Here is a 22,099-nt window from a genome sequence, read left to right on the forward strand (position 1 = left end):
GTTAGAACAGCTCTTCACCACCATTTTCTGAGGTATAGATGTTGTTTGAGATCTCATTGGTGACAAACTCAGTCGGTTCTGTTCCTTCAAGGAAATATTCGAACATGGAGCTTGAATCAAACTTATTGGTAAGTAGACCTGAGTCTCTGTCGATACGAACACGGACAATGTTTTCAGGGATGACTTTCGTTTGTTCAGGTACCCCAACTAAAGCGGTGTGCATAAAGTCTACCCATGCTGGTTGAGCGGTTTTGGCTCCCGCTTCTGCACCTGAAATCTGATTTTTATCCAAGTTGCTGTTTGGCTTGGTTGTCCCTAGATTACGATTGTGGTCATCAAACCCAACCCAAGCGATTGCAACCATACCTGGGCCATAGCCGTTGTACCAAGCATCTTTAGAGTCGTTTGTGGTACCGGTTTTACCCCCTATATCACGACGTTCTAACGATTGAGCTCGCCAGCCTGTGCCGTTCCAGCCAGTACCGTCACGCCAGTTACCGCCACCCCAAATATTGCTGTACATCATTTCGCGCATTAAGAATGCAGTCTGCTCAGAAATAACTTGAGGTGCATACTGGGGTGGCTGTTGTTCAGTCACGTCTTGCTCAGCAAATTGGCCGCTAATGCTTTGCGCTGACTCACAGCCCTGACGGCAGATGGTTTTAGGTGTGGCTTCAAATTCTAGGTCTCCGAATGGTCCTTCTACGCGACTAATATAGAAAGGTTCCACATAGTAACCACCGTTGGCGAAAACAGAATAGCCTTGCGCCATTTTGATTGGCGTTAAGCTGCCTGCGCCGAGTGCAATTGTTTCTGAGCGTGGTAACTGATCAAGTTCAAAACCAAAACGCGTTAGGTACTCACGGGTCTCATCAAGGCCGACTTCACGCAGCACGCGCACTGCCATTACGTTTTTCGATTGAGCTAAACCAATACGTAGACGAGTTGGGCCAATGTAGGTTGGTGGTGAGTTCTTAGGACGCCACGCTGTTCCCTGACTTTGATCCCATTGGTTAATCGGTGCGTCATTGACCAGCGATGCTAGGGTCATTCCTTTGTCGATCGCGGCAGAGTAGATAAATGGTTTAATACTTGAACCTACCTGACGTACCGATTGTGTCGCACGGTTAAATTTGTTGTGGACAAAGTTGAAGCCACCCACCAGAGAAAGTACAGCGCCATTTTCAGGATTCATAGCAACGAAAGCCGTGTTAGCATTTGGAACCTGACTGAGATGCCATGCAAATGTTGCTTCGTCGTTATCTGAGGTGATCTTGACTTGGCGTACCCAGATTTGTTCACCAGCTTTGAGCACTTCTTTTGCATTTGATGGCGACTGACCTTGGCGGTCATCCGTTAGGAACTTACGTGCCCATTTGATGTTATCCCAAGTTAAGGTTTGAATGCCTTGTCCTTTTACTGAGATGGTTGCTTGTTTGTTTTCAACCTTAGTGACAACAGCAGGGATGAGTTCACCGTAGCTTGGCACATCGTTGAGAGTTTTATCTATTTGGGCTTGTTCAAACGCGGCTTGGTCTTCTTTCCACAATACTTTCTCAGCACCGCGGTAGCCGTGACGCTCATCGTAAGCGAGTAGGTTGTTAATCGCAGAGTCGTTTGCTGCGGCTTGCAGTTTAGAATCGACCGTGGTGTAGATCTTCATACCTGAGGTGTATGCCTCGTCTTCACCGTAGCGTGCAACCATCCAAGCACGAGCAAGTTCAGCTACATAAGGTGCACTTAGTTCAATTTCAGCGCCATGGTATTGAGACATGATCGGTTCTTCACGAGCTTGGTCGTACTCATCTTGCGTGATGTATTTTTCATCGAGCATACGAAGTAAAACAACATTGCGTCGATGAGTGGCACGTTCTAATGAGTAAATTGGGTTCATTGTCGACGGAGCTTTAGGCATGCCCGCTAAAATGGCAATTTCACTTAGGCTTAAATCTTTAAGCTCTTTGCCAAAATAGGTTTGTGCAGCGGCACCAAACCCATATGAACGGTAGCCTAAGAAAATCTTGTTGACGTACAGCTCCATGATCTCTTCTTTGCTTAGAAGCTGTTCAATATGGATGGCAATGAATATCTCTTTGATTTTACGCATTATCTTCTTCTCGTTGGAGAGGAAGAAGTTACGCGCGAGCTGCTGCGTAATGGTACTCGCACCTTGTTTCGCTGAGCCAGAAAGTGCCACCACAACCGCCGCTCGAGTAATACCAATTGGGTCAATACCTGGGTGGTCATAGAAACGGCTATCTTCGGTTGCGATAAGCGCTTCAATAAGATGTTGGGGAATGTCGTCATAGGCGACAGGTATGCGACGTTTTTCGCCGAACTGAGAGATCAGTTTGCCATCTTGACTAAATACCTGCATCGGAGTTTGCAGTTTAACGTCTTTTAGGGTGGCTACATCTGGTAGCTCGGGTTTGACATATAAATAGAAACCGAAAATAGTTCCGATTCCAAGAAATATGCAAATCAGTGTGAAAATAAACAAACGCTTTATGAACTTCACCGGAGATTCCCTGAATAATTGGGTTCACTATATGCAAACCCTTGTATTTTAAGCTAACAGTTAGCTCAATCATTTATGTGCTTATTGAACCACTCACTTACACATAAGAGCTTAGCAACTATAAGGCATTAGCAGCATGGGTAAATCAGTAGTTTCAGGTATTGATATCGGCCACCACAGTATAAAAGTGGTCGTACTTAAACCATACAAGGGCAGATACGCACTGGTAGGTTACCAAGAGTTACCGATTGAAGCTGGCATTTTCTCTGATAACCACATGTTAAATTATCAGAAAATTGTAAAGAAACTCAAAGAACTAAGGAAGACTTTACCAAGAATTAGTCGCAAAGTAGCACTTACTCTCGCTGATAATTCAGTAATAAGTAAAGTATTACAGATAGATAGTGCCACTAGTCGGCATGAAATAGAATTTGCTCTTCTCGATGCATTTTCGTCTCAGTCCCCCTTTCCTGTAGAGGAGTTGTGCTTAGATTACGTTGAGCTGGAGGAGCAAAACACCGATCAATTTCGATTGTTTCAAGTTTTCGCGACCAAAAAGGGTGTCGTGAATAATCGAATTGAAGTGCTGCGAGCCGCAGGAATGTCCCCGCTGCTGATAGACCTTCGTTCACACAGCCTAGCCCGAGTTTGGCAACTGGCGGCGAGTCAGTTAGGTCGCAATGACTGGATGCTCATCAATATCGATCGGCATCTCTCGACAGTGTGTATTGATTTTCCTCTTCATGCTCCTTATTGCAAGGATATTCATGTCGGCAATGAAGATGAGCATAAGCCGACCTTATCACAGTGCCAGTTCAAGGCATTCGCGCAAGGATTAGTCGAGAAGCTAAAACGACAAATTCAGCTCATTGCATCCATCTACAATGTCAACATTCAGGGAATTTGGTTATGCGGAGAGGCAGGGCAGCTGTCAAAACTCTCTAAATGGCTACACATTTACTTAAAGCTAGAATGTCAGGTACTTGATCCCTTTGAACTACTAGAGTGGTCGTCTTGTCGCGTGCCAAGAAGTGAGTTAGAGGGAGGGGCATTTGCGATCGCCACCGGAGCGGCCTTGCGAGGTGTTAGCTGGTTGGAGTCGAAGAGTGTTGTATAACGTTAATTTACTTCCTTGGAGAGAATGGCGCAGGCACCAACAAAAGCAGCGCTTGAAGTGGTTAGTTAACTCAGGTGTTATGGTGGCTCTTGCTATTCAAGGTTTGGCGGGTATCTATATTGATCACCAAATTGATATCAAGCTATCTCACTTGGCATTATTGAACTCAGAGTTAGCACAGACAAAACAGCAACAAGGAGAGTTGGACAATGTGCGGCGAGAGCTGAATAACGTACGTGGGCATCATGAAGAATTAGCTGAGCTGAAGCAACGAACCGACACCGTCGTTCAGTTTATTGAATCACTTCCTGTCTATATCCCGTTACGTGTGTATCTCGTTAGCCTTCAGATGGTGGGGAATAAGATTGAAATGGTGGCGATCAGCAGAGAGATCGCCAATATCAGAGCACTACTAGACTCACTCGAAAATTGCCAATGGTGCCAACAGGTCCGAATTCATTCGATAACCAATGACAGTTACTTTTCTGGTCTTCTTTACCACAAAGCGGAGCTCTCATTTTCGCTAGATGGCAGTGAGGGACTCCCAAATGGCTAAGCTAACTTTCAACATTGAACAATGGTCACAATGGCCATTGTGTTACCAACTACTCATCACTCTACTCTTTTTCGTGTTTATACAGGGTATTGGTTATCAATGGTATCTAACCCCAAAACTAGCCCAAGTCGTCGTCACTGAAAAACAGCAACAACAACTGCAATTGCTGATTGATGAGAGTTTGGTGAAACTTGCTGAATTGACAGATATTAAAGCGAACTACCGTCTGGCACTGGAACAAAAGAGGCAGATCTCGGCCCCCTTCTTGTCTCAACCCGATATCACCGATGTGGTGGTTGAAATGAACCGGCTTGGTGTAGAGCGAAACCTGACATTCACTCGTATCGAAGTGCAAGAGCAAGACACGGACCGATTATTCTATCGCCAGCTTATCAATATTGAGCTGAGTGGGCGCTATTTTGATATCGGAGCATTTATCCGCGATCTCGCTCAACTCCCTCAAGTGATCGTCGTTGAAGAGGTTCATTGGCAAAATAGCGCAGAGGCAAATTTGCCATTGAAACTCCGACTGCGGGTCTATCTTTATCAGTTGTTGATTGGAGAGAACAATGAAGACTAAGGTTCTCTCTGCCTTAGTGGTTGGCTTGATGGCAAAAGGATGCCTAGCCAAGCAAGAACTCGTGGCATCTAAGATGGATTATCTTACTGAGGCATCGGCATCTGTATTATTGGCTAGGGATGCACAAGGTCTTAGTGCTAAACGGGCGGTTCGAGATCCGTTTGAGCTGCCAGTCATCGAGATTCAGACTCAAAACAATAGTGTCGAGAACCAATTATCAACGTGCCAGCCCACGATTGATTGTCCGCTCAACAACTGGTTACTCAAAGGCACCATCATTGGTGCGAAAGCAGCCTCTGCGTTTCTCCAAACACCTCAAGGAGAGATAAAACGTGCGACGACAGAGCAATCTCTCGATTCGGGAACAATGGTTGTTGAGCAGATAACGGCTGACTCAGTCGTGATGCGAGAAGTGCTTTCTGAACCAGAACGGCGGTCAGTTCGACATTCTCTCAAACTGCGTTGAGTAAATAGAAGGTATCTTATGAGTGAGTCTTGGCCTAGGAAAATGAGTAGCAACATCCACTCTCTATCACTGTGGTTGCTTGTCACGATGCTATGTATATGGACAAGTGATAGCACTGCTAATGCGCTGGAGTCTACAGGTCGCGACGAATACAGCGACCAGCAAAGGAATGAGGTAGAGGTGGATGGAGACCAACTGTCGATTAACTTCCAAGATATTCCAGTGAGAATCGTATTGCAGTTGTTGGCGGAACATAGCGATTTTAACATTGTGGTGTCAGATTCGGTTAGTGGGAATCTGAGTTTACGACTCACTAAGGTCTCTTGGCAGCAGGTGTTTAATACCATTCTCAAGTCAAAACAACTGGGGAAATGGGTCGAAGATGGGGTGATCATCGTTGCGCCATTATCTGAAGTTGAAGAGCGGGAGAAACAGATTCTAGATAGCACTCGATCGGAGAGGGAACGACAACAGGCGATCTCGGAGGTTATTTGGGTCAAATACGCTAAGGCTGCCGATTTGTTACTGATGCTAAGTAACAATGAAAGTGGCAGTAACCCGTATCTATCAGAGAGAGGCACCCTGAGTGTTGATGAGCGAACCAACGCTCTACTTATTCATGATTTAGAACCTAATGTGATAGGCGTTAGAAACATCGTACGTTCACTGGATATTCCCCTCAAACAGGTGCAGATAGAGGCTCGTATTGTCACAGTGGATGAAGGGCAATTGGACGAGTTGGGCGTCCGATGGGGATTAGATCGCACAAACCGAAACACGGTGATAGGGGGCAGTATTGAGGAAAATACACTTGAAGAATTTACCCTCGACCAAATGCTGAATGTCAACCTCGGTTCGACTTCAGTTAATGCCGCCAATATCGCTTTTCAGCTTGCGACTTTAGGCTCGGATGTATTACTCGATCTTGAGTTGTCAGCAATGCAATCAGAAGCGAAGGCGGAGGTCATATCAAGACCGAGACTCATGACCACAAATAAACAGGCAGCCTACATAGAGCAAGGGACAGAAATTCCCTATTTTGAAACATCGGATAAAGGTGTGGTTAGTGTTGAATTCAAAAAGGCGGTACTGAGCTTAGAGGTCACACCGCAGATTTTGTCTGAAGATAAGTTGATACTCGATTTGAACGTGACTCAAGACCGGCCAGGTAATGTGGTCAAAGCGGGGAAAAATGAAGCGCTGGCGATCAATACTCAGAGACTCGAGACGCAAGTTTTGGTCAACGATGGTCAAACCGTCGTCCTGGGAGGGATCTATCAATACAGTGTGACTGATTCTATAGATAAGGTTCCTATGCTTGGTGATATTCCCATTCTGGGAACGCTGTTTCGTCGTACTTACCAAAATATCGCTAAAAGCGAGTTGCTGATTTTCGTCACTCCAACCATAGTCACTGAGTCAGATTTCTCTGAGGTGCGAAAATAAATTTGCATTAATGGCACCTTATCTAGATAATTTCGGGTCTTATCACGAATTATCTGTGAGGAATCGGTGCCACAAGCTTTTCCATCGCTAGTACTATACTGGCTTTTCTTGTGGCGATGTCATTGAATTAACGTTGTAAATTACTGCTAAACATGGCTGAGAAACGCAATATTTTCCTTGTTGGCCCTATGGGTGCCGGCAAAAGCACAATTGGTAGACATCTAGCTCAACAGCTTCATATGGAGTTTGTTGACTCAGATACTGTCATCGAAGAACGCACAGGCGCAGATATCGCTTGGGTATTTGACGTAGAAGGTGAAGAAGGCTTCCGCGTTCGCGAGGAAAAAGTGATTAATGACCTCACTGAAGAGCAAGGTATCGTACTTGCAACAGGTGGGGGTTCAATCAAGAGCAAAGAAAACCGCAATCGCCTTTCTGCTCGCGGTATTGTTGTTTACCTAGAGACAACAATTGAGAAGCAACTTGCGCGTACTAACCGCGACAAGAAGCGCCCATTATTACAAACTGATAGTCCACGTGAAGTGTTGGAATCCCTAGCGGGTGAACGTAACCCTCTTTACGAAGAAATTGCGGACTACACAGTACGTACAGACGATCAAAGTGCAAAAGTGGTAGCCAACCAGATCGTAAAAATGCTAGAAGAAAGTTAAGACTTTTAGCAACTGGAGAATACCCATGGAACGGATTACGGTCAGTTTAGGTGAACGTAGCTATCCAATCTCAATTGGCGCCGGATTATTTAATGATCCGGCCCACCTTTCTTTCTTATCTGCAAAACAAAAAGTTGTCGTCATCACCAATGTGACGGTGGCTCCTTTATACGCGGATAAAATCCTCTCTCTTATAGAACAACTTGGCTGTCAAGCCTCTGTGTTAGAGCTACCAGATGGAGAGCAATACAAATCACTCGATACCTTTAACACCGTCATGAGTTACTTGCTTGAAGGCAACTATGCCCGTGATGTTGTGGTTATTGCGCTAGGCGGTGGCGTGATTGGTGATTTGGTCGGTTTCTCTGCGGCTTGTTATCAGCGTGGTGTCGATTTTATTCAGATCCCAACAACGCTACTCTCTCAGGTTGATTCCTCGGTGGGAGGAAAAACAGCAGTAAACCATAAGCTTGGCAAGAACATGATTGGGGCTTTTTATCAGCCTAAAGCGGTCGTGATTGATACTGATTGTTTGAAAACCTTGCCGAGTCGTGAGTTTGCGGCGGGGATGGCTGAAGTCATCAAGTATGGCATCATCTACGATCCTGAATTTTTTGTTTGGCTAGAAGGTAACCTCGACAGATTATATCAACTGGATGAGCAAGCACTGACTTACGCGATTGCACGTTGTTGTGAAATCAAAGCGGAAGTGGTTGCACAGGATGAGAAAGAGTCGGGAATTCGCGCATTGCTGAACCTAGGTCATACATTTGGTCATGCGATTGAAGCCGAGTTAGGTTATGGTAATTGGCTACACGGAGAAGCCGTTTCGTCAGGTACCGTGATGGCTGCAAAAACCGCACAGCTTCAAGGGCTTATCACTGAGCAGCAAGTTGAGCGAATTATTTCTATACTGAAGAGAGCACAACTACCAGTCCATACACCGGAGCAGATGTCATTTGCTGATTTTATCAAGCACATGATGCGCGATAAGAAAGTATTGTCTGGTGAACTTCGACTGGTTTTGCCTACCAGTATAGGAACAGCCGAAGTAGTAAAAGGTGTTCCTGAGTCGGTACTTGAGCAAGCGATCGACTTCGCACGCACCGTATAATTCTTCTAGTCTGTAATACCAAACTGGCATCAATGATGTTGGTTTGGTACTACTCATATTGTCATTAGGATAACGCAAATGAGCTTGGCGCATGATCCACGTGTGTTGGAATTAGACTCTCAGACAGAACTGCTGGAACGATTGCAGCTGTTAACTAATTTTGGCTCAAACTTGGTGACATTAGGAGGAGCTCCGGGAGCTGGAAAAACTTGGCTAGCGCAATGCTATCTCGAAGCGTGGGCTCAAGATAAAAACCAGTCTCTACTCATGTGTCATGCCAACCAAGGTGATGACCAGCGTCGCTCGACAATCTTAACTCAGCTCGTGTCCGAGCCGCTATTTAACCCATCCGACTCTCTTGTGGAATCTTTTACGCGCTTAATGGAAGGTGAAAGCTGTGATGTGGTAATCGCAGTGGATGATGCTCATCTGCTGAGTGAGTCTTTTGTGTCTGAGCTTTGGATGTTAGTGCTTGAAGCGCAAACCAACCCGAGCTGGACTGTTAATGTGCTGTTGTTTGCAGAGTCTAACAGTATGGATGCGCTCCTGACTCGTTTAAGTTATGGTCAGGAACACAAACCAATTGATCTTGAAATTGAACCACTTAGCCAGCAGGAAGCGGATCGTTTTTTTGAACATTTGGTGATTCGATTTGTCGAAGATGACATGGAAAAACGGGTACGCAACGCGTATCGGACGGTCGCTCGCCGCCCTGGCGAGATCATGGCGTTAGGGGATTATAAAGTGGAAAAAAGGATTATTATCCGCTCGATAGTGGGTTCTCCGGTGAATATTGCATTACTGGTTATTACTTTGCTGGTATTAATCGGTGGCGGGTACTGGTGGATGATGATGCAACCATCTGCGGACGACAAAGCACAGCAAATTACCCAGTCGATGGAGCAGACGGTGATTCCTACTCTCCCTGAAAGTGAATCTGAAACAGAAGCTAGCGCAGTTATCATTGAATCAGAGCCCGTTATAGATCAGACCTTGGTGAATGCGGTTGATGACTCTATGGCTTTGCCACCCGATGTCACCGAGCAGGTAACAAGTGTCGGTACTGCCGATGATGCCCAACAGCGTGTAGTGATCACATCAGACGTTGTCGATGCGCTGATGGAAGGGAAACCTGAACAAGTGGATACCAGCGTGATCGATGAGGTGGTTGAACAATCTATGGTCGAAGAACCGACTCCGGTTGAAGAAGCGTTATCGCCTCAAGAACAGACGCCATCAACAACAGAAACGGTCATTAAGTTCTCCTTTACTAAAGATGAACTTAAGAGTTTTTCTTCACGCAGCTACACTTTGCAGCTTGCTGCCGTTAGCTCACTTCAAGAAGTTCAGAAATTTATCGATCAGCATCAACTTGCTAACCAAGTGTTTATTTATCCAACGGAACGCAATGGTGTTGAATGGTACATTATCACCTATCAAAACTACCCAACGATTCAGGTTGCACGTGATGCAGTGGCTGGATTATCGAGTGAATTACAAAAACTGGATCCGTGGGCAAAGTCGTTGAATCAAGTTCAACGCGAGATAGATCGTGGCAGCCAAGAGAACTAGATTGTTTTTCACCGCAAAATAGCCTGAGATTAATTACAAAATATGTTACATTCCGCAGCCTTAATTTGTGGTTGATAGATAGAGCACTAGATGAAGAAGCAGCGAGCCTTCCTGAAATGGGCAGGGGGTAAATATGGACTTGTCGAAGATATCCAGCGTCACTTGCCTGAAGCTCGTAAACTGGTAGAGCCGTTCGTAGGTGCTGGTTCTGTTTTCCTCAATACGGACTACGAGCAATACCTGCTGGCAGATATTAATCCGGATCTGATCAACCTGTATAACCTTCTTAAAGTAAATCCACAAGAGTACATCTCGGAAGCGAAGCGTTGGTTCTGTGCTGAGAATAATCGTAAGGAAGCTTATCTCGATATTCGTCAGCAGTTTAATGCCACTGACGATGTCATGTATCGCTCCTTAGCATTTCTTTATATGAACCGTTTTGGTTTTAATGGCTTATGCCGTTACAACAAGAAGGGTGGGTTTAATGTCCCTTTCGGTTCGTATAAGAATCCGTACTTCCCTGAAGCAGAGCTAGAGTTCTTTGCGGAAAAATCAAAGAAGGCGACTTTCGTATGTGAAGGCTACCATGAGACCTTCAAGCGTGCGCGAAAGGGCAGTGTGGTTTATTGTGATCCTCCTTATGCACCGTTATCTAACACAGCGAACTTTACGTCATACGCAGGCAATGGGTTCAGCTTAGATGATCAGGCCGCTTTGGCGGATGTTGCCGAGCGAGCTGCGGTAGAACGTGGAATCTCAGTTCTTATCTCTAACCACGATACAACACTCACTCGTCGCTTATATCATGGCGCAGAGCTTAACGTGGTTAAGGTGAAGCGTACTATAAGCCGCAATGGTGCAGGGCGAAATAAAGTCGATGAACTGCTAGCGCTATTTAAGCCAACAGACGGTGAATAATCACATTTCATCAAGCTTTCCTATCTTCTGACCTTTAGCTTAGGTAGAATTGCGCGCAAAATGCTCTGTAATTCAGAGAATCTGTTTTGAATGCAATGATGCCAATTACTACTAGAGGTCAGGTATGAAAGATTTCCTTATCGCTCCATCGATTTTGTCTGCAGACTTTGCTCGCTTGGGTGAAGACGTTGAAAAAGTGCTCGCAGCAGGCGCTGACGTGGTTCACTTCGACGTAATGGATAACCACTACGTACCAAACCTGACTTTTGGCGCACCTATCTGTAAAGCATTGCGTGATTACGGTATTACCGCACCGATTGATGTTCACCTTATGGTTAAGCCGGTTGATAGCATCGTTCCAGATTTCGCCAAAGCTGGCGCATCGATGATCACATTCCATATCGAAGCATCAGAGCACGTTGATCGTACGTTGCAACTGATTAAAGAGCACGGCTGTAAAGCGGGTGTTGTACTCAACCCTGCGACCCCTTTGTCACACCTTGAGTACATCATGGACAAAGTGGATATGATTCTACTGATGTCAGTGAACCCAGGCTTTGGCGGTCAGTCTTTCATTCCAAATACCCTTGATAAGTTACGTGCAGTGCGCAAGATGATTGACGAATCGGGTCGCGATATCCGTTTGGAAATCGATGGTGGTGTGAAAGTGGATAACATCAAAGAGATCGCGGAAGCTGGCGCGGATATGTTCGTAGCCGGTTCTGCAATCTTTAACGAGCCTGATTACAAACAAGTGATCGACCATATGCGCGCAGAATTGGCTCAGGTGAAGTAATTCGATGAATAAGCGTATTAAACTGATTGCCTTCGATTTGGATGGTACTTTGCTTGATAGTGTACCTGATCTCGCGGTAGCGGCTGATCAAGCTGTTCAAGCATTGGGCTTTCCCGCTGTCACTGAAGAGCAAGTTCGAGACTATGTGGGTAACGGTGCTGATATTCTTATCGGGCGTTCACTTAGCCGTAGTTTTACCGTGTCACCTGATCTTGACCCACAATTGCATGCCAAGGCTCGTGTGTTATTTGATGATTATTACCAACAAGGCGGGCACAAGTTAAGTCATTTATACCCAGCGGTAAAAGAGACTTTGGCTGAACTGCACCGTGCTGGCTTTACGATGGCGTTGGTGACCAACAAACCTTCCAAGTTTGTTCCTGAAGTGTTGGCTCAGCATAACATTGGCCAATACTTTGTAGATGTTATTGGTGGTGATACTTTCCCTGAAAGAAAACCTAACCCCATCGCACTTAACTGGCTGCTTGAGAAGCACAACTGCCAGCCTGAAGAAATGTTGATGGTTGGCGATTCAAGCAATGACATCAAAGCGGCGAAGAATGCAGGTTGTTACTCATTTGGTCTTACTTATGGCTACAACCACGGTGAGCCAATCTCTGACTCTGAGCCAGATTACGTCGCGGACACCATCGCAGATTTAGTCGATGCTGTAACGGTTTGCGCGTAAGTGCAATAAAATATCTTCCAAAATACTCGTTAATGAGTACACTGAGTAAACCGTGTCACTAGGTGATTGATAACCTGAATCGACACGGTTTTTTCATATATTTAGATTAAGAAGTCAAAGGAATCATTCCCATGAGCAAACCCATTGTATTGAGTGGTGTTCAACCATCAGGTGAACTAAGTATCGGTAACTACTTGGGTGCTCTACGTCAATGGCAACAAATGCAGGACGATTATGATTGCCAATACTGTGTAGTAGACCTTCATGCAATTACTGTTCGCCAAGATCCAAAGGCACTGCATGAAGCGACGCTTGACGCATTAGCAATCTGTCTTGCCGTTGGTGTTGAACCGAAAAAGAGCACGCTATTTGTTCAGTCTCATGTACCAGAGCATGCTCAACTTGGTTGGCTTCTTAACTGCTATACCCAGATGGGTGAACTTGGTCGTATGACTCAGTTTAAAGATAAGTCTGCTCGTTATTCAAAAGATACCTCTAGCCAGTTCGGTGATGTGAATGTGGGTTTGTTTGACTACCCTGTATTGATGGCAGCTGACATCCTGCTTTACGGTGCTCACCAAGTGCCAGTAGGTAGCGATCAGAAGCAGCACTTGGAGTTAGCACGCGATATTGCTAACCGTTTTAACAACATCTATTCGCCAGAGCAGCCTATCTTCCAAGTACCAGAACCGTATATTCCAACAGTGAATGCACGCGTGATGAGCCTTCAAGATGCGACTAAGAAGATGTCAAAATCAGACGATAACCGTAAAAACGTGATTACTCTGTTGGAAGAGCCTAAGTCAATCATTAAAAAGATTAACAAAGCTCAAACAGACGCAGAGACACCACCACGTATCGCGCATGACTGGGATAACAAAGCCGGTATTTCTAACTTGATGGGTCTTTACTCGGCAGCGACGGGTTTAAGCTTTGAAGAGATTGAAGCTAAGTACCAAGGCGTTGAAATGTATGGTCCGTTCAAGAAAGATGTCGGCGAAGCCCTTGTCGCAATGCTTGAGCCTATCCGAGCTGAATACCATCGTATCCGCGCTGATCGTGCTTACATGGATCAAGTGATGAGACAGGGTGCGGAAAAAGCGTCAGCTCGTGCTGCTGAAACATTGAAGAAAGCATACCAAGCAGTAGGTTTCGTTACACGCCCGTAGTGCTGAGAAAAGCCAGAACGCTGCGCTTCGAGATCGGGCTACGCCCTTCGAGATGCTAGATCGCTTCGCTCCGAGAACGGACTTCGTCCTTCGAGAGGCTCTTGTGGTGAGTGAGTCGAAAGTTGCAGGCAGCGCTGGCTAACGCTTAAGTCTAATTGTCTGATTTTAAAAGAAAAGGGTTGATATACACTGTCAACCCTTCCAAGTTTTTCTCGCTTCTCGCTTCTCGCTTCTCGCTTCTCGCTTCTCGCTTCTCGCTTCTCGCTTCTCGCTTCTCGCTATTGCGCGCCCTCAAAGCCCATTTGACGCCACGCTTCAAAAGCAATGATCGCCACCGCATTGGAGAGGTTGAGACTGCGTGCATCAGGCATCATTGGAATGCGGATGCGCTGTTCCATAGGCATACTTTCAATCAAATCAGCGGGTAGGCCGCGAGTTTCTGGGCCGAATAACAGCACGTCACCTTTATGGAATTGAGCGTCGACGTGATGACCTGTGGTTTTTGTTGTGCAGGCAAAGATGCGATAGTCACCGCGCTCTTTCTCTAAGTATTCCACAAATGCCTGATAGTTTTTGTGTCGAATAACGCGAGCAAGATCATGATAGTCGAGCCCTGCGCGACGTACTTTCTTCTCTTCCAAATCAAACCCTAGTGGCTCAATCAAATGTAAGTTGGCACCACAGTTGGCACATAGACGAATAATGTTACCAGTATTAGGTGCGATCTCAGGCTCATATAGGGCGATATCAAACATATTGTGATTCTTTAATTACTGACAGGATTGAGGCCTGAAAGTATAAGGCGGCTTGCCACAGCCGCCAAGTCTGATGTAGTGATTTTGTAGGGATACTTAGTGATGGAGAGGGAGTGTGATCGTCACGCACAGTCCACCTAGCTTGCTGCGCGTTGCACTCACGGTTCCGCTGTGCTGCCTTACCGCACTTTCGGTGATGGTTAATCCTAGTCCGGTACCACCACTGTGCCTATCACGAGCCGTTGACACGCGATAGAAAGGGCGGAAGATCGCATCGAGTTCATGGTCAGGTACCCCATCACCGTTGTCATCAACAGTGATCGTAATGTACTGGTTGGACTCTACCACTTGAACTTCGATACGATCCTTTCCGTAGTAGATGGCGTTGCGGACGATATTGTCTACCGCACTCATCAGCAACTTGGGATTACCTGATATTGCACAACTTGGCAAGGGAGTGAAAACCAGTTCTTTATCCATTTGTTCTGCTTCAAATTGAGCATCAGAAAGGATGGCTTCCCATAGACTACTGACGGGCTGTAGCTCTCGATTTAAGTGGCTGTCGACTTGCATTCGTGACAGCTCAAGAAGTTCAGCAATCATCTGCTCTAAGCGTTGCGCTTCGGTATCTATGCGAGTTAATTCCGCGCTCTCTCCTTGTTTTCTGGTGGCAAGCGCGTTTGCCATGCGCAGACGAGTGAGAGGAGAACGAAGTTCATGGGATATGTCGGACAGCAGTCTCTGTTGACCTGAGATCATCTGGTTCACGGCCTCAACCATTTGGTTGAAGCTAGCTCCTGCTTGGCGGAATTCACTGGTGCCTTTCTCCAAGCTAGGGTCGACAACAAACTCACCTTTCGCGACACGCTTTGCCGCTCGTTCAAGCTTACGAGCGGGTTGACTTAATGCCCACGCTAACCAAAGCAGTAAGGGCGTACTTACGATCATTACCGCAAATAGTAGCTGGAACGGTCGGTCAAACATTCGTAGCAAGAAAGGAGGTGGCTGATTCCACTTTACACCAACAAACAGTAATAGTTCCTGTTTTGCTAATGTCACAGGGAGGGGACCGGCAAACATGTAGTGACCGTATAGTTTTTGTTTTGGCTTTCCTGAAAGCTCGACACTCGTGATGAAGTTTTGTAGCGCTTTCGATCTATGTTCTCTTGAATCTTGTGTGGTTAGCAGGCTACCGTCGAGGTCGGTAACAAAAAAGCGCGGCCGTGTATCGCGAGGCGAGCGAGAAGGACCTTCAAGTTTGAATAGAATATTGGCAAGGTTTTCCCCGTTGGCGAACTGCTTCTCAATCGTCATTTTGAGTTCGATCAGACGATCATATTGATCGGCGGGAATATCACGAGCTTTCCTTGGATCAAGGTGAGGCAGAGACAGTACCGCCATCAGCACCAGAAACATAGTAAACCAAAAGATCGCAAAGATACGACCGTACAGACTGGTGATTTTTGGAAGTCGCATTAGTCCTCCTCAACCAGTAGATAGCCACGACCACGAAGCGTTTTGATACGTGATTTGCCATCTTCTCTATCCGGAAGTTTTTTCCGCAAGTTAGATACATGCATATCGATAGCGCGATCAAAAGCGGCTAGACGTTTGCCCAGTACATCGAGGCTAAGGGTCTCTTTGGTTAGTGTCTGTCCCGGATTTTGAACAAAGTGGCTCAACAATGCGAACTCAGTGGTGGTCAGATCAAGCAGTTGGCCCTGACAGTAAGCCTCCTGCTTGCCGGGATAGATTTGAATATCTTGGTATTCGACACAGTCTGAGTTTTTACCTTGCTTGCCATTGTCTGAGCTTTGAGTGCGACGTAAGATTGCTCGGATTCGCGCGAGTAATTCACGATCGCTGAACGGTTTAGGTAGGTAGTCATCAGCACCCAGTTCGAGACCAATAACACGGTCAATCTCTTCACCTTTGGCCGTGAGCATCAATACTGGGGTTTGCCAGTCTTCTCGGAGACGTTTGAGAGTTTCCATCCCATTGAGTTTAGGCATCATGACATCGAGCAGAATTAAATCAACATCATCGCTAAGTCGTGCTAGTCCTTCTTCACCATTGTTTGCTTCCGATACGTCGAACCCCTCAAAAGAGAGAACTTCTTTCAACAGGCTTGTGAGTTCTGTATCGTCGTCAATTAACAGTATATGTGGCATAGCAAGGTCTCAACTTAGTTTGGTTATCGTTAGTTTACTGGGAAAACGTCCATTGATTTAGTGTCATTATTGTTCTTTACGATTCTTTACGCTCTATAGACGTTGCTTTACGCTGCAAGTCGTATTCTACACTTAACCGCTGTGAAGACAGCTCATTCAACAGATTAACGTGAAGGGTACGATTATGAAATTAGCAAAAAAGGTAGTATTGGCAGCCGCTGTTCTTCCACTAGCATTAGGTACAGCAAGTGCTTACGCATTTGGCGGAAAAGATCACAATAATGGTGGAAATGGTCGACACGGCGAATGTGGTGGTGGTTTTGACCGAGGCATTATGCGTCAATTAGACCTCACAGATGCGCAAAAAACTCAGCTTCAAGAGATGCGCGAAACGAATAACCAGCAGAAAAAAGCGGTATTCCACGCAGAGAAATTAGCTCAAAAAGCTAAAGTAGAACAGTTGCTACTTGCTGATAATTTTGATCAGGCTGCGGCAAACGAATTAGCCAAAGCTATGGTTGAACAACAAACTGAACGCAAAGTGAAAATGTTAGAAAGACAGCACAAGATGCTAAGTATTCTGACACCTGAGCAAAAAGCGAAGTATTTCGAGTTGCAACAAGAGCGAGCTACAGAGCGTTCAGAAAAGATGCAAAAACATACCAACTAAGTTCTAGAGTTAGTGGATCAAAGGCGGCTGAAAAGTCGTCTTTTTTATATCATTTTTATTCAACTTGTGAAGCGTTATACTTAGGGAATGTTTGCTTACTAATCAAAGTACTATGAAACAGGAATACGCTCGCCTTGTCACCATGGCGGCTTGGACAGCTACGATAGTGGCTACGCTTTTACTTATTGTTAAAGTCGCAGCTTGGTGGGTCACGGGATCGGTCAGTCTTCTCGCGTCACTAATTGACTCGATGCTTGATATTGCCGCCTCACTGGTCAATTTGGTTGTCGTGCGGTACTCATTACAACCAGCAGACCGAGAGCACACCTTTGGTCATGGTAAAGCAGAGTCTTTAGCTGCCTTAGCTCAAGCGATGTTCATTTCAGGTTCGGCGGTCTTTCTTATTCTTAACGGTATAGAACGTTTCTTCAGGCCTCATGCTCTCCAGTCACCAGAGTATGGCGTATATGTCAGTTTGTTTGCCATTGCGGTGACATTGGGTTTGGTTACCTTCCAAAAACAAGTTGTCAAAAAAACGGGCAGCCAAGCGATCGCAGCCGATTCACTTCACTATCAGTCTGATCTCTATATGAACGCGGCTATTATGTTGGCGCTGGGTTTAAGTTGGTTTGGTATCACACAGGCAGATGCGGTGTTTGCTGTCGGGATCGGTGTGTTTATCTTATACAGCGCATTCAAGATGGTTCAGGAAGCCATTCAAACGCTACTGGACAGAAAGCTTCCGGATGATGAACTTAAAGCCATTCGACAGTGTTGTTTGAATGTGAAGGGGGTACTGGGCGTTCATCAACTAAGAACACGGATGTCTGGCCCGACACGTTTTATTCAGCTTCATTTGGAATTGGAAGATAATATGCCATTGCTTGAGGCGCATCGAATCTCTGATCAAGTCGAGGATAAATTGCTTGAGCTTTTTCCTCAATCGGATGTACTAATTCATCAGGATCCCTATTCTGTGGTATTGGGAGCGGAGAAAGTCCAGAAATCTCAAGATTGGTAAGAGTAATAACGCAGACAAACCGTCAACTATTGACTATCTTTTCAGCGATACCACTTTTAACTGTGATCCTGATGTGTATCAAGTAAGTCAATGTGCAAAGCTGTAATACTCTTACATAAGTAGAAAACTTACATAATTTGATGCAAATAAAAGTAGTATTCCTTTCTAGGAAAGGTAACATATTGCACAGTTAAAGGAATTTTGTTGGTGGCTTGTTTGAAAGCGGCTGACGTAAAAATTGAAATAAGATTCCCAAAAATCGAGGGTGAGCATGATTAAGAAGATCGGTGTCTTAACAAGTGGCGGTGACGCACCTGGTATGAACGCAGCAGTCCGTGGTGTAGTTCGTACTGCACTATCTGAAGGGTTAGAGGTTTACGGTGTATTCGATGGCTACTTAGGCCTATATGAAGATCGTATCAAACAACTGGATCGTTCAAGCGTTTCTGACGTGATCAACAAGGGCGGTACGTTCCTAGGTTCTGCACGTTTCCCTGAGTTCAAAGAAGTCGAAGTTCGCCAAAAAGCGATCGAAAACTTACAGAAACACGGCATTGAAGCTCTTGTTGTTATCGGCGGTGACGGCTCTTACATGGGTGCGAAGAAGCTGACTGAAATGGGTTACCCATGTATTGGTCTTCCTGGCACAATCGACAACGACATCGCAGGTACAGATTACACAATCGGTTACCTAACTGCTCTAAATACAGTTATCGATGCGATCGACCGTCTACGTGATACTTCATCTTCTCACCAACGTATTTCTATCGTAGAGATCATGGGTCGTCACTGTGGTGATCTTACGCTTATGTCTGCGATCGCTGGTGGCTGTGAGTACATCATCACACCAGAAACGGGTCTAGATAAAGAGAAGCTAATTGGTAATATCCAAGATGGCATCGCTAAAGGTAAGAAGCATGCGATCATTGCTCTAACAGAGCTAATGATGGATGCGAACGAGTTAGCTAAAGAGATCGAAGCGGCAACAGGTCGTGAGACTCGTGCTACAGTTCTGGGCCACATTCAACGTGGTGGTCGTCCAACTGCGTTTGACCGTGTACTCGCTTCACGTATGGGTAACTACGCTGTACATCTTCTAATGGAAGGTCAAGGTGGTCGCTGTGTTGGTATTCAGAAAGAGCAACTTGTTCACCACGATATTATCGATGCAATCGAGAACATGAAGCGTCCTGTACGCACTGACCTGTTCAAGGTAGCGGAAGAGTTGTTCTAAGCACATCGCTAAAATGATTCAAATAAAAAGCCAGTTGGGAAACCAACTGGCTTTTTTACTATTTGTCGTTTGGTTAGTTCACAATCATGGTTGAGATAACGTAACCGACAGTCGTAGCGGTAACCACGCCAATGAAACCTGGTAGCAAGAAGCTGTGGTTGAGAATGTACTTCCCGATTTGGGTTGTCCCTGAGCGGTCGAAGGTAATCGCGGCTAGGTCACTTGGATAGAACGGGAAGAAGAAGTAAGCATAACATGCGGGTAGTACACCAATCAGAACAGGGGCTGGAATGCCCATCGCAAATCCAAGTGGCAGCATGATGGTAAGAACCGCAGCCTGACTCTTGAGGAATACTGACACCACAAACATCGCGATGGCGAAAGTCCATGGATGCGCGGCCACAATGTCACTCACCAAACTGATTAAGTAGGGTTTGTGGAAGCCGATAATCGTGTCACTCATCCAAGCAATACCAAAGATGATGATCACCGCCGTCATACCTGCGATAAACACGTTACTGTGGACGATTTTTTTCGGCTCTACTTTAGTGGTGAGTAGAATCAACGCACCGACAGATAGCATCAGGAACTGAATCGCTACCGACATCTTAACTCCGCTTGGTAGCAGACCTAAATCTTTACCAAACATCGCGACAAATATGACGGTGGCAATACCCGCTAGGAAGATGGTTAAGCCTTTCTTAGCGATTCCTTCATGAGCTTGGTCATCTTCTTCGTCACTAGTGGCATCAACCAGTTGTGCTTTGAACTCAGGATCTTGGCAACGCTCAATAAACGCTGCGTCTTGGTCGAGCTCTTGACCGCGTTTTAAGCTCCATAGACAGCCGACGAGCACGCCAATCAGAGTGGCTGGAATGGTCACAAGTAATACGTTAACTAAGCTGATATCTAGGCTGTTATCTGCTGCTGTTGCCATGACGACCGCTGCTGCTGCCGCTATCGGACTGGCGGTAATGCCCATTTGTGAGGCTACGGTTGCCATTGCCATTGGGCGCTCAGGACGAATGCCTTTCTTATAGGCGACATCGTAAATAACAGGCAGTAGTGGGTAAACGGAGTGACCCGTGCCGACAAGTACTGTTAATGAGTAGGTACAAAGTGGGCCGAGGAAGACGATTTGACTTGGGTGCTTACGTAATAAACGTTCGGCAAATTTAACTAGCAGCTTGAGGCCGCCAGTGGCTTCTAAGGTTGCCGATGCGGCGACCACCGCGAGAATGATCAGCATTACGCTGATAGGTGGCGAGCCCGGAGCGATACCAAAAACAAAAGCGAGGACCGAAACGCCTAGGCCCCCGAGTAGACCAAAAGCAATGCCTCCGTGGCGGATACCGATAAATATCACCGTCAGAAGCAGGAGCATATGCACGTAAAACATAAGTAAACCCTACAATGGTAATGAAACTATCTGTACATTACCCAAAAGTGGTAGGCGTTAATGTGAGGCTTAGTGCTTATATCGTGACAAGCTTTTGTTTTCGAACGCTTCTTTGTCTTTCATCAAAATGCGGCGTTGTATCGATAGATTTGTTTCGATTTCGCCGCAATGATCATGGTTTTGGACGAGATACTTTGCGGCTATGGAATTTTTGGTGCACACCACGGCGCAATGCTTTGATTCTATTTTCGGCTCTATCTACCCCAAGCAGGACACTTAATACCAGCAGAGTGATGACAACAGATTGTTGTAAGTAGCCGAGTCCGATCATCATACCTAGCGCAGCTAATACCCAGATAACTGCTGCAGATGTAACGCCATGGATCTTACCATCTAAGGTCATCATTACACCGGCGCCTAAGAATCCAACACCGGTAATGATCTGGCCGAGCACACGCGCTTGATCTAGGGTATTTGGCGACAGAGAGACTGCCATCGACATAAAGAAATAGGTGCCAGAAATGATCAAGATTGAGGTTCTGATACCAACAGGTTTACCGCGAGTCTGACGCTCGACACCGACTAGAATGCCATTGATGGCGCAGCAAAGTAGCGCTAGCCAACTAAACGGTCCTAAGTCTAATAGTTGATCTAAAGTTGGTTGCATTATGACCTCCAAAACGCTTGAGTATGCATAGATTACAGGTGTCGATCGAACAAAAGATTTCTATCTTTAAGACAAAAAACTAGCAGCCATTTGTGGTAAGAATGAAACTCGGAGGATCGGTTTCCGTCGCCTCGGTGTACTGCAAGAAGCAGTTTAGTCCAACTTGTCTTCGACTCGCCGGCATATAGAGAATGATGCCATCGTCACCATTGGTATTGCTAAAGTACCAGTCAGCATTGTCGCGGCCCCAAGTGGTATTTTCTATGTTGGCATCAATAAGATGAGCCCATGCGTTTGCATTGTCTGCTCTCGCATAGCCGTAGACGAGCAAGACATTCTCACCTTCAATTTCAATCGAAGCGTTCTCCTCGGTGTTGAGACCTCGAACCGATGACAAACCAATTAACTGATCGTTTGCTCCTTGCATGGCACTACGTAACCCTTGTAGGGCTGAAATGCGTGCGTCCGACTGGATATTTAACATACGTGGCAATGCTGTGACCGCTAGGATACCGAGCACAACAATGACGATAATGAGTTCAATCAGGGTAAATCCACGTACGTTTTTCAT

General features: G+C 45.8%; 22 protein-coding genes. 15 read left to right on the forward strand and 7 right to left on the reverse strand.

The annotated features are described in order from the left end of the window. Nucleotide 1: 1 nt before the first annotated feature. Entirely contained in the window at nt 2-2,518 is a 2,517-nt protein-coding gene (locus QTN94_RS09255; protein ID WP_331427485.1) for a penicillin-binding protein 1A, read from the reverse strand. Between the two features lie 136 nt (nt 2,519-2,654). On the opposite strand from QTN94_RS09255, the gene pilM reads away from it, so the two are divergent. The 12 genes from pilM to trpS all read left to right on the forward strand — a co-directional run bounded on the left by pilM (nt 2,655) and on the right by trpS (nt 13,611). Continuing rightward, nucleotides 2,655-3,635 (forward strand): type IV pilus assembly protein PilM, encoded by a 981-nt coding sequence (gene pilM, locus QTN94_RS09260; protein WP_331417658.1) that lies wholly within the window; start codon nt 2,655-2,657, stop codon nt 3,633-3,635. Continuing rightward, entirely contained in the window at nt 3,625-4,191 is a 567-nt protein-coding gene (locus QTN94_RS09265; RefSeq protein WP_331417659.1) for a PilN domain-containing protein, read from the forward strand. The genes pilM and QTN94_RS09265 overlap by 11 nt, the downstream gene beginning before the upstream one ends. Beyond that, a complete protein-coding gene (locus QTN94_RS09270; RefSeq protein ID WP_331427486.1) occupies nt 4,184-4,771 on the forward strand; it encodes a type 4a pilus biogenesis protein PilO in 588 nt (195 codons plus the stop codon). The genes QTN94_RS09265 and QTN94_RS09270 overlap by 8 nt, the downstream gene beginning before the upstream one ends. After that, a complete protein-coding gene (locus QTN94_RS09275) occupies nt 4,761-5,237 on the forward strand; it encodes a hypothetical protein (protein ID WP_331427487.1) in 477 nt (158 codons plus the stop codon). Before QTN94_RS09270 ends, QTN94_RS09275 begins: the two co-directional genes overlap by 11 nt. Nucleotides 5,238-5,279: 42 nt before the next feature. Further along, on the forward strand, nt 5,280-6,683 hold the full coding sequence (locus QTN94_RS09280) for a type IV pilus secretin PilQ (protein WP_331427488.1): 1,404 nt from the start codon (nt 5,280-5,282) through the stop codon (nt 6,681-6,683). A 152-nt stretch (nt 6,684-6,835) separates the two neighbouring features. After that, nucleotides 6,836-7,354 carry a shikimate kinase AroK gene (aroK, locus tag QTN94_RS09285; RefSeq protein ID WP_138971063.1) on the forward strand — a complete coding sequence of 173 codons (519 nt, stop codon included), beginning with the start codon at nt 6,836-6,838 and terminating at the stop codon, nt 7,352-7,354. A gap of 25 nt (nt 7,355-7,379) precedes the next feature. Next, a complete protein-coding gene (aroB, locus tag QTN94_RS09290) occupies nt 7,380-8,468 on the forward strand; it encodes a 3-dehydroquinate synthase (RefSeq protein WP_331427489.1) in 1,089 nt (362 codons plus the stop codon). A gap of 78 nt (nt 8,469-8,546) precedes the next feature. Beyond that, complete coding sequence (locus tag QTN94_RS09295) at nt 8,547-10,040, forward strand: SPOR domain-containing protein (RefSeq protein WP_331427490.1); 1,494 nt, start codon at nt 8,547-8,549, stop codon at nt 10,038-10,040. Between the two features lie 90 nt (nt 10,041-10,130). Then, nucleotides 10,131-10,958, forward strand: coding sequence for a Dam family site-specific DNA-(adenine-N6)-methyltransferase (locus QTN94_RS09300; protein WP_331417665.1), 828 nt, complete (start codon nt 10,131-10,133; stop codon nt 10,956-10,958). A gap of 124 nt (nt 10,959-11,082) precedes the next feature. Then, nucleotides 11,083-11,754 carry a ribulose-phosphate 3-epimerase gene (gene rpe, locus QTN94_RS09305; protein WP_331417666.1) on the forward strand — a complete coding sequence of 224 codons (672 nt, stop codon included), beginning with the start codon at nt 11,083-11,085 and terminating at the stop codon, nt 11,752-11,754. A 4-nt stretch (nt 11,755-11,758) separates the two neighbouring features. After that, nucleotides 11,759-12,442: a phosphoglycolate phosphatase gene (locus tag QTN94_RS09310; protein ID WP_331417667.1), complete on the forward strand. Its 684-nt coding sequence runs from the start codon at nt 11,759-11,761 to the stop codon at nt 12,440-12,442. A gap of 131 nt (nt 12,443-12,573) precedes the next feature. Continuing rightward, a complete protein-coding gene (trpS, locus tag QTN94_RS09315) occupies nt 12,574-13,611 on the forward strand; it encodes a tryptophan--tRNA ligase (protein ID WP_331427491.1) in 1,038 nt (345 codons plus the stop codon). A gap of 278 nt (nt 13,612-13,889) precedes the next feature. Here the strand turns inward: trpS and trmL are convergent, their stop codons facing one another. The 3 genes from trmL to QTN94_RS09330 all read right to left on the reverse strand — a co-directional run bounded on the left by trmL (nt 13,890) and on the right by QTN94_RS09330 (nt 16,537). Next, on the reverse strand, nt 13,890-14,366 hold the full coding sequence (trmL, locus tag QTN94_RS09320) for a tRNA (uridine(34)/cytosine(34)/5-carboxymethylaminomethyluridine(34)-2'-O)-methyltransferase TrmL (RefSeq protein ID WP_331417669.1): 477 nt from the start codon (nt 14,364-14,366) through the stop codon (nt 13,890-13,892). 96 nt (nt 14,367-14,462) lie between these two features. Beyond that, nucleotides 14,463-15,842, reverse strand: coding sequence for an envelope stress sensor histidine kinase CpxA (gene cpxA / locus QTN94_RS09325; protein WP_331417670.1), 1,380 nt, complete (start codon nt 15,840-15,842; stop codon nt 14,463-14,465). Further along, a complete protein-coding gene (locus QTN94_RS09330; protein ID WP_331427492.1) occupies nt 15,842-16,537 on the reverse strand; it encodes a response regulator in 696 nt (231 codons plus the stop codon). Before QTN94_RS09330 ends, cpxA begins: the two co-directional genes overlap by 1 nt. 184 nt (nt 16,538-16,721) lie before the next feature. Between QTN94_RS09330 and QTN94_RS09335 the strand changes: the two genes are divergently transcribed. The 3 genes from QTN94_RS09335 to pfkA all read left to right on the forward strand — a co-directional run bounded on the left by QTN94_RS09335 (nt 16,722) and on the right by pfkA (nt 19,462). After that, nucleotides 16,722-17,207, forward strand: coding sequence for a CpxP family protein (locus QTN94_RS09335; protein WP_331417672.1), 486 nt, complete (start codon nt 16,722-16,724; stop codon nt 17,205-17,207). Between the two features lie 112 nt (nt 17,208-17,319). Beyond that, on the forward strand, nt 17,320-18,228 hold the full coding sequence (gene fieF / locus QTN94_RS09340) for a CDF family cation-efflux transporter FieF (RefSeq protein WP_269378344.1): 909 nt from the start codon (nt 17,320-17,322) through the stop codon (nt 18,226-18,228). 271 nt (nt 18,229-18,499) lie between these two features. After that, nucleotides 18,500-19,462 (forward strand): 6-phosphofructokinase, encoded by a 963-nt coding sequence (gene pfkA, locus QTN94_RS09345; RefSeq protein ID WP_138971051.1) that lies wholly within the window; start codon nt 18,500-18,502, stop codon nt 19,460-19,462. Nucleotides 19,463-19,535: 73 nt separating this feature from the next. Here the strand turns inward: pfkA and QTN94_RS09350 are convergent, their stop codons facing one another. From QTN94_RS09350 to QTN94_RS09360, 3 genes are all read right to left on the reverse strand, one after another. Then, nucleotides 19,536-20,861 carry an anaerobic C4-dicarboxylate transporter gene (locus tag QTN94_RS09350; protein ID WP_331427493.1) on the reverse strand — a complete coding sequence of 442 codons (1,326 nt, stop codon included), beginning with the start codon at nt 20,859-20,861 and terminating at the stop codon, nt 19,536-19,538. A 172-nt stretch (nt 20,862-21,033) separates the two neighbouring features. Beyond that, on the reverse strand, nt 21,034-21,528 hold the full coding sequence (locus QTN94_RS09355; RefSeq protein WP_331427494.1) for an MgtC/SapB family protein: 495 nt from the start codon (nt 21,526-21,528) through the stop codon (nt 21,034-21,036). A 79-nt stretch (nt 21,529-21,607) separates the two neighbouring features. After that, a complete protein-coding gene (locus QTN94_RS09360) occupies nt 21,608-22,099 on the reverse strand; it encodes a type II secretion system protein (RefSeq protein WP_331417673.1) in 492 nt (163 codons plus the stop codon).

Source organism: Vibrio sp. M250220, assembly GCF_036533795.1.
Taxonomy (GTDB): domain Bacteria; phylum Pseudomonadota; class Gammaproteobacteria; order Enterobacterales; family Vibrionaceae; genus Vibrio.

Excerpts from the sequence above, each read along its gene's own strand:
- trpS (WP_331427491.1), top strand. The coding sequence starts at position 12,574 with ATGAGCAAACCCATTGTATTGAGTGGTGTTCAACCATCAGGTGAACTA.
- aroB (WP_331427489.1), top strand. The coding sequence starts at position 7,380 with ATGGAACGGATTACGGTCAGTTTAGGTGAACGTAGCTATCCAATCTCA.
- fieF (WP_269378344.1), top strand. The coding sequence starts at position 17,320 with ATGAAACAGGAATACGCTCGCCTTGTCACCATGGCGGCTTGGACAGCT.
- rpe (WP_331417666.1), top strand. The coding sequence starts at position 11,083 with ATGAAAGATTTCCTTATCGCTCCATCGATTTTGTCTGCAGACTTTGCT.
- cpxA (WP_331417670.1), bottom strand. The coding sequence starts at position 15,842 with ATGCGACTTCCAAAAATCACCAGTCTGTACGGTCGTATCTTTGCGATC.
- pilM (WP_331417658.1), top strand. The coding sequence starts at position 2,655 with ATGGGTAAATCAGTAGTTTCAGGTATTGATATCGGCCACCACAGTATA.
- QTN94_RS09350 (WP_331427493.1), bottom strand. The coding sequence starts at position 20,861 with ATGTTTTACGTGCATATGCTCCTGCTTCTGACGGTGATATTTATCGGT.
- trmL (WP_331417669.1), bottom strand. The coding sequence starts at position 14,366 with ATGTTTGATATCGCCCTATATGAGCCTGAGATCGCACCTAATACTGGT.
- QTN94_RS09355 (WP_331427494.1), bottom strand. The coding sequence starts at position 21,528 with ATGCAACCAACTTTAGATCAACTATTAGACTTAGGACCGTTTAGTTGG.
- QTN94_RS09275 (WP_331427487.1), top strand. The coding sequence starts at position 4,761 with ATGAAGACTAAGGTTCTCTCTGCCTTAGTGGTTGGCTTGATGGCAAAA.
- QTN94_RS09295 (WP_331427490.1), top strand. The coding sequence starts at position 8,547 with ATGAGCTTGGCGCATGATCCACGTGTGTTGGAATTAGACTCTCAGACA.
- QTN94_RS09300 (WP_331417665.1), top strand. The coding sequence starts at position 10,131 with ATGAAGAAGCAGCGAGCCTTCCTGAAATGGGCAGGGGGTAAATATGGA.
- QTN94_RS09280 (WP_331427488.1), top strand. The coding sequence starts at position 5,280 with ATGAGTAGCAACATCCACTCTCTATCACTGTGGTTGCTTGTCACGATG.
- QTN94_RS09270 (WP_331427486.1), top strand. The coding sequence starts at position 4,184 with ATGGCTAAGCTAACTTTCAACATTGAACAATGGTCACAATGGCCATTG.
- QTN94_RS09335 (WP_331417672.1), top strand. The coding sequence starts at position 16,722 with ATGAAATTAGCAAAAAAGGTAGTATTGGCAGCCGCTGTTCTTCCACTA.
- QTN94_RS09310 (WP_331417667.1), top strand. The coding sequence starts at position 11,759 with ATGAATAAGCGTATTAAACTGATTGCCTTCGATTTGGATGGTACTTTG.
- aroK (WP_138971063.1), top strand. The coding sequence starts at position 6,836 with ATGGCTGAGAAACGCAATATTTTCCTTGTTGGCCCTATGGGTGCCGGC.
- pfkA (WP_138971051.1), top strand. The coding sequence starts at position 18,500 with ATGATTAAGAAGATCGGTGTCTTAACAAGTGGCGGTGACGCACCTGGT.
- QTN94_RS09330 (WP_331427492.1), bottom strand. The coding sequence starts at position 16,537 with ATGCCACATATACTGTTAATTGACGACGATACAGAACTCACAAGCCTG.
- QTN94_RS09360 (WP_331417673.1), bottom strand. The coding sequence starts at position 22,099 with ATGAAAAACGTACGTGGATTTACCCTGATTGAACTCATTATCGTCATT.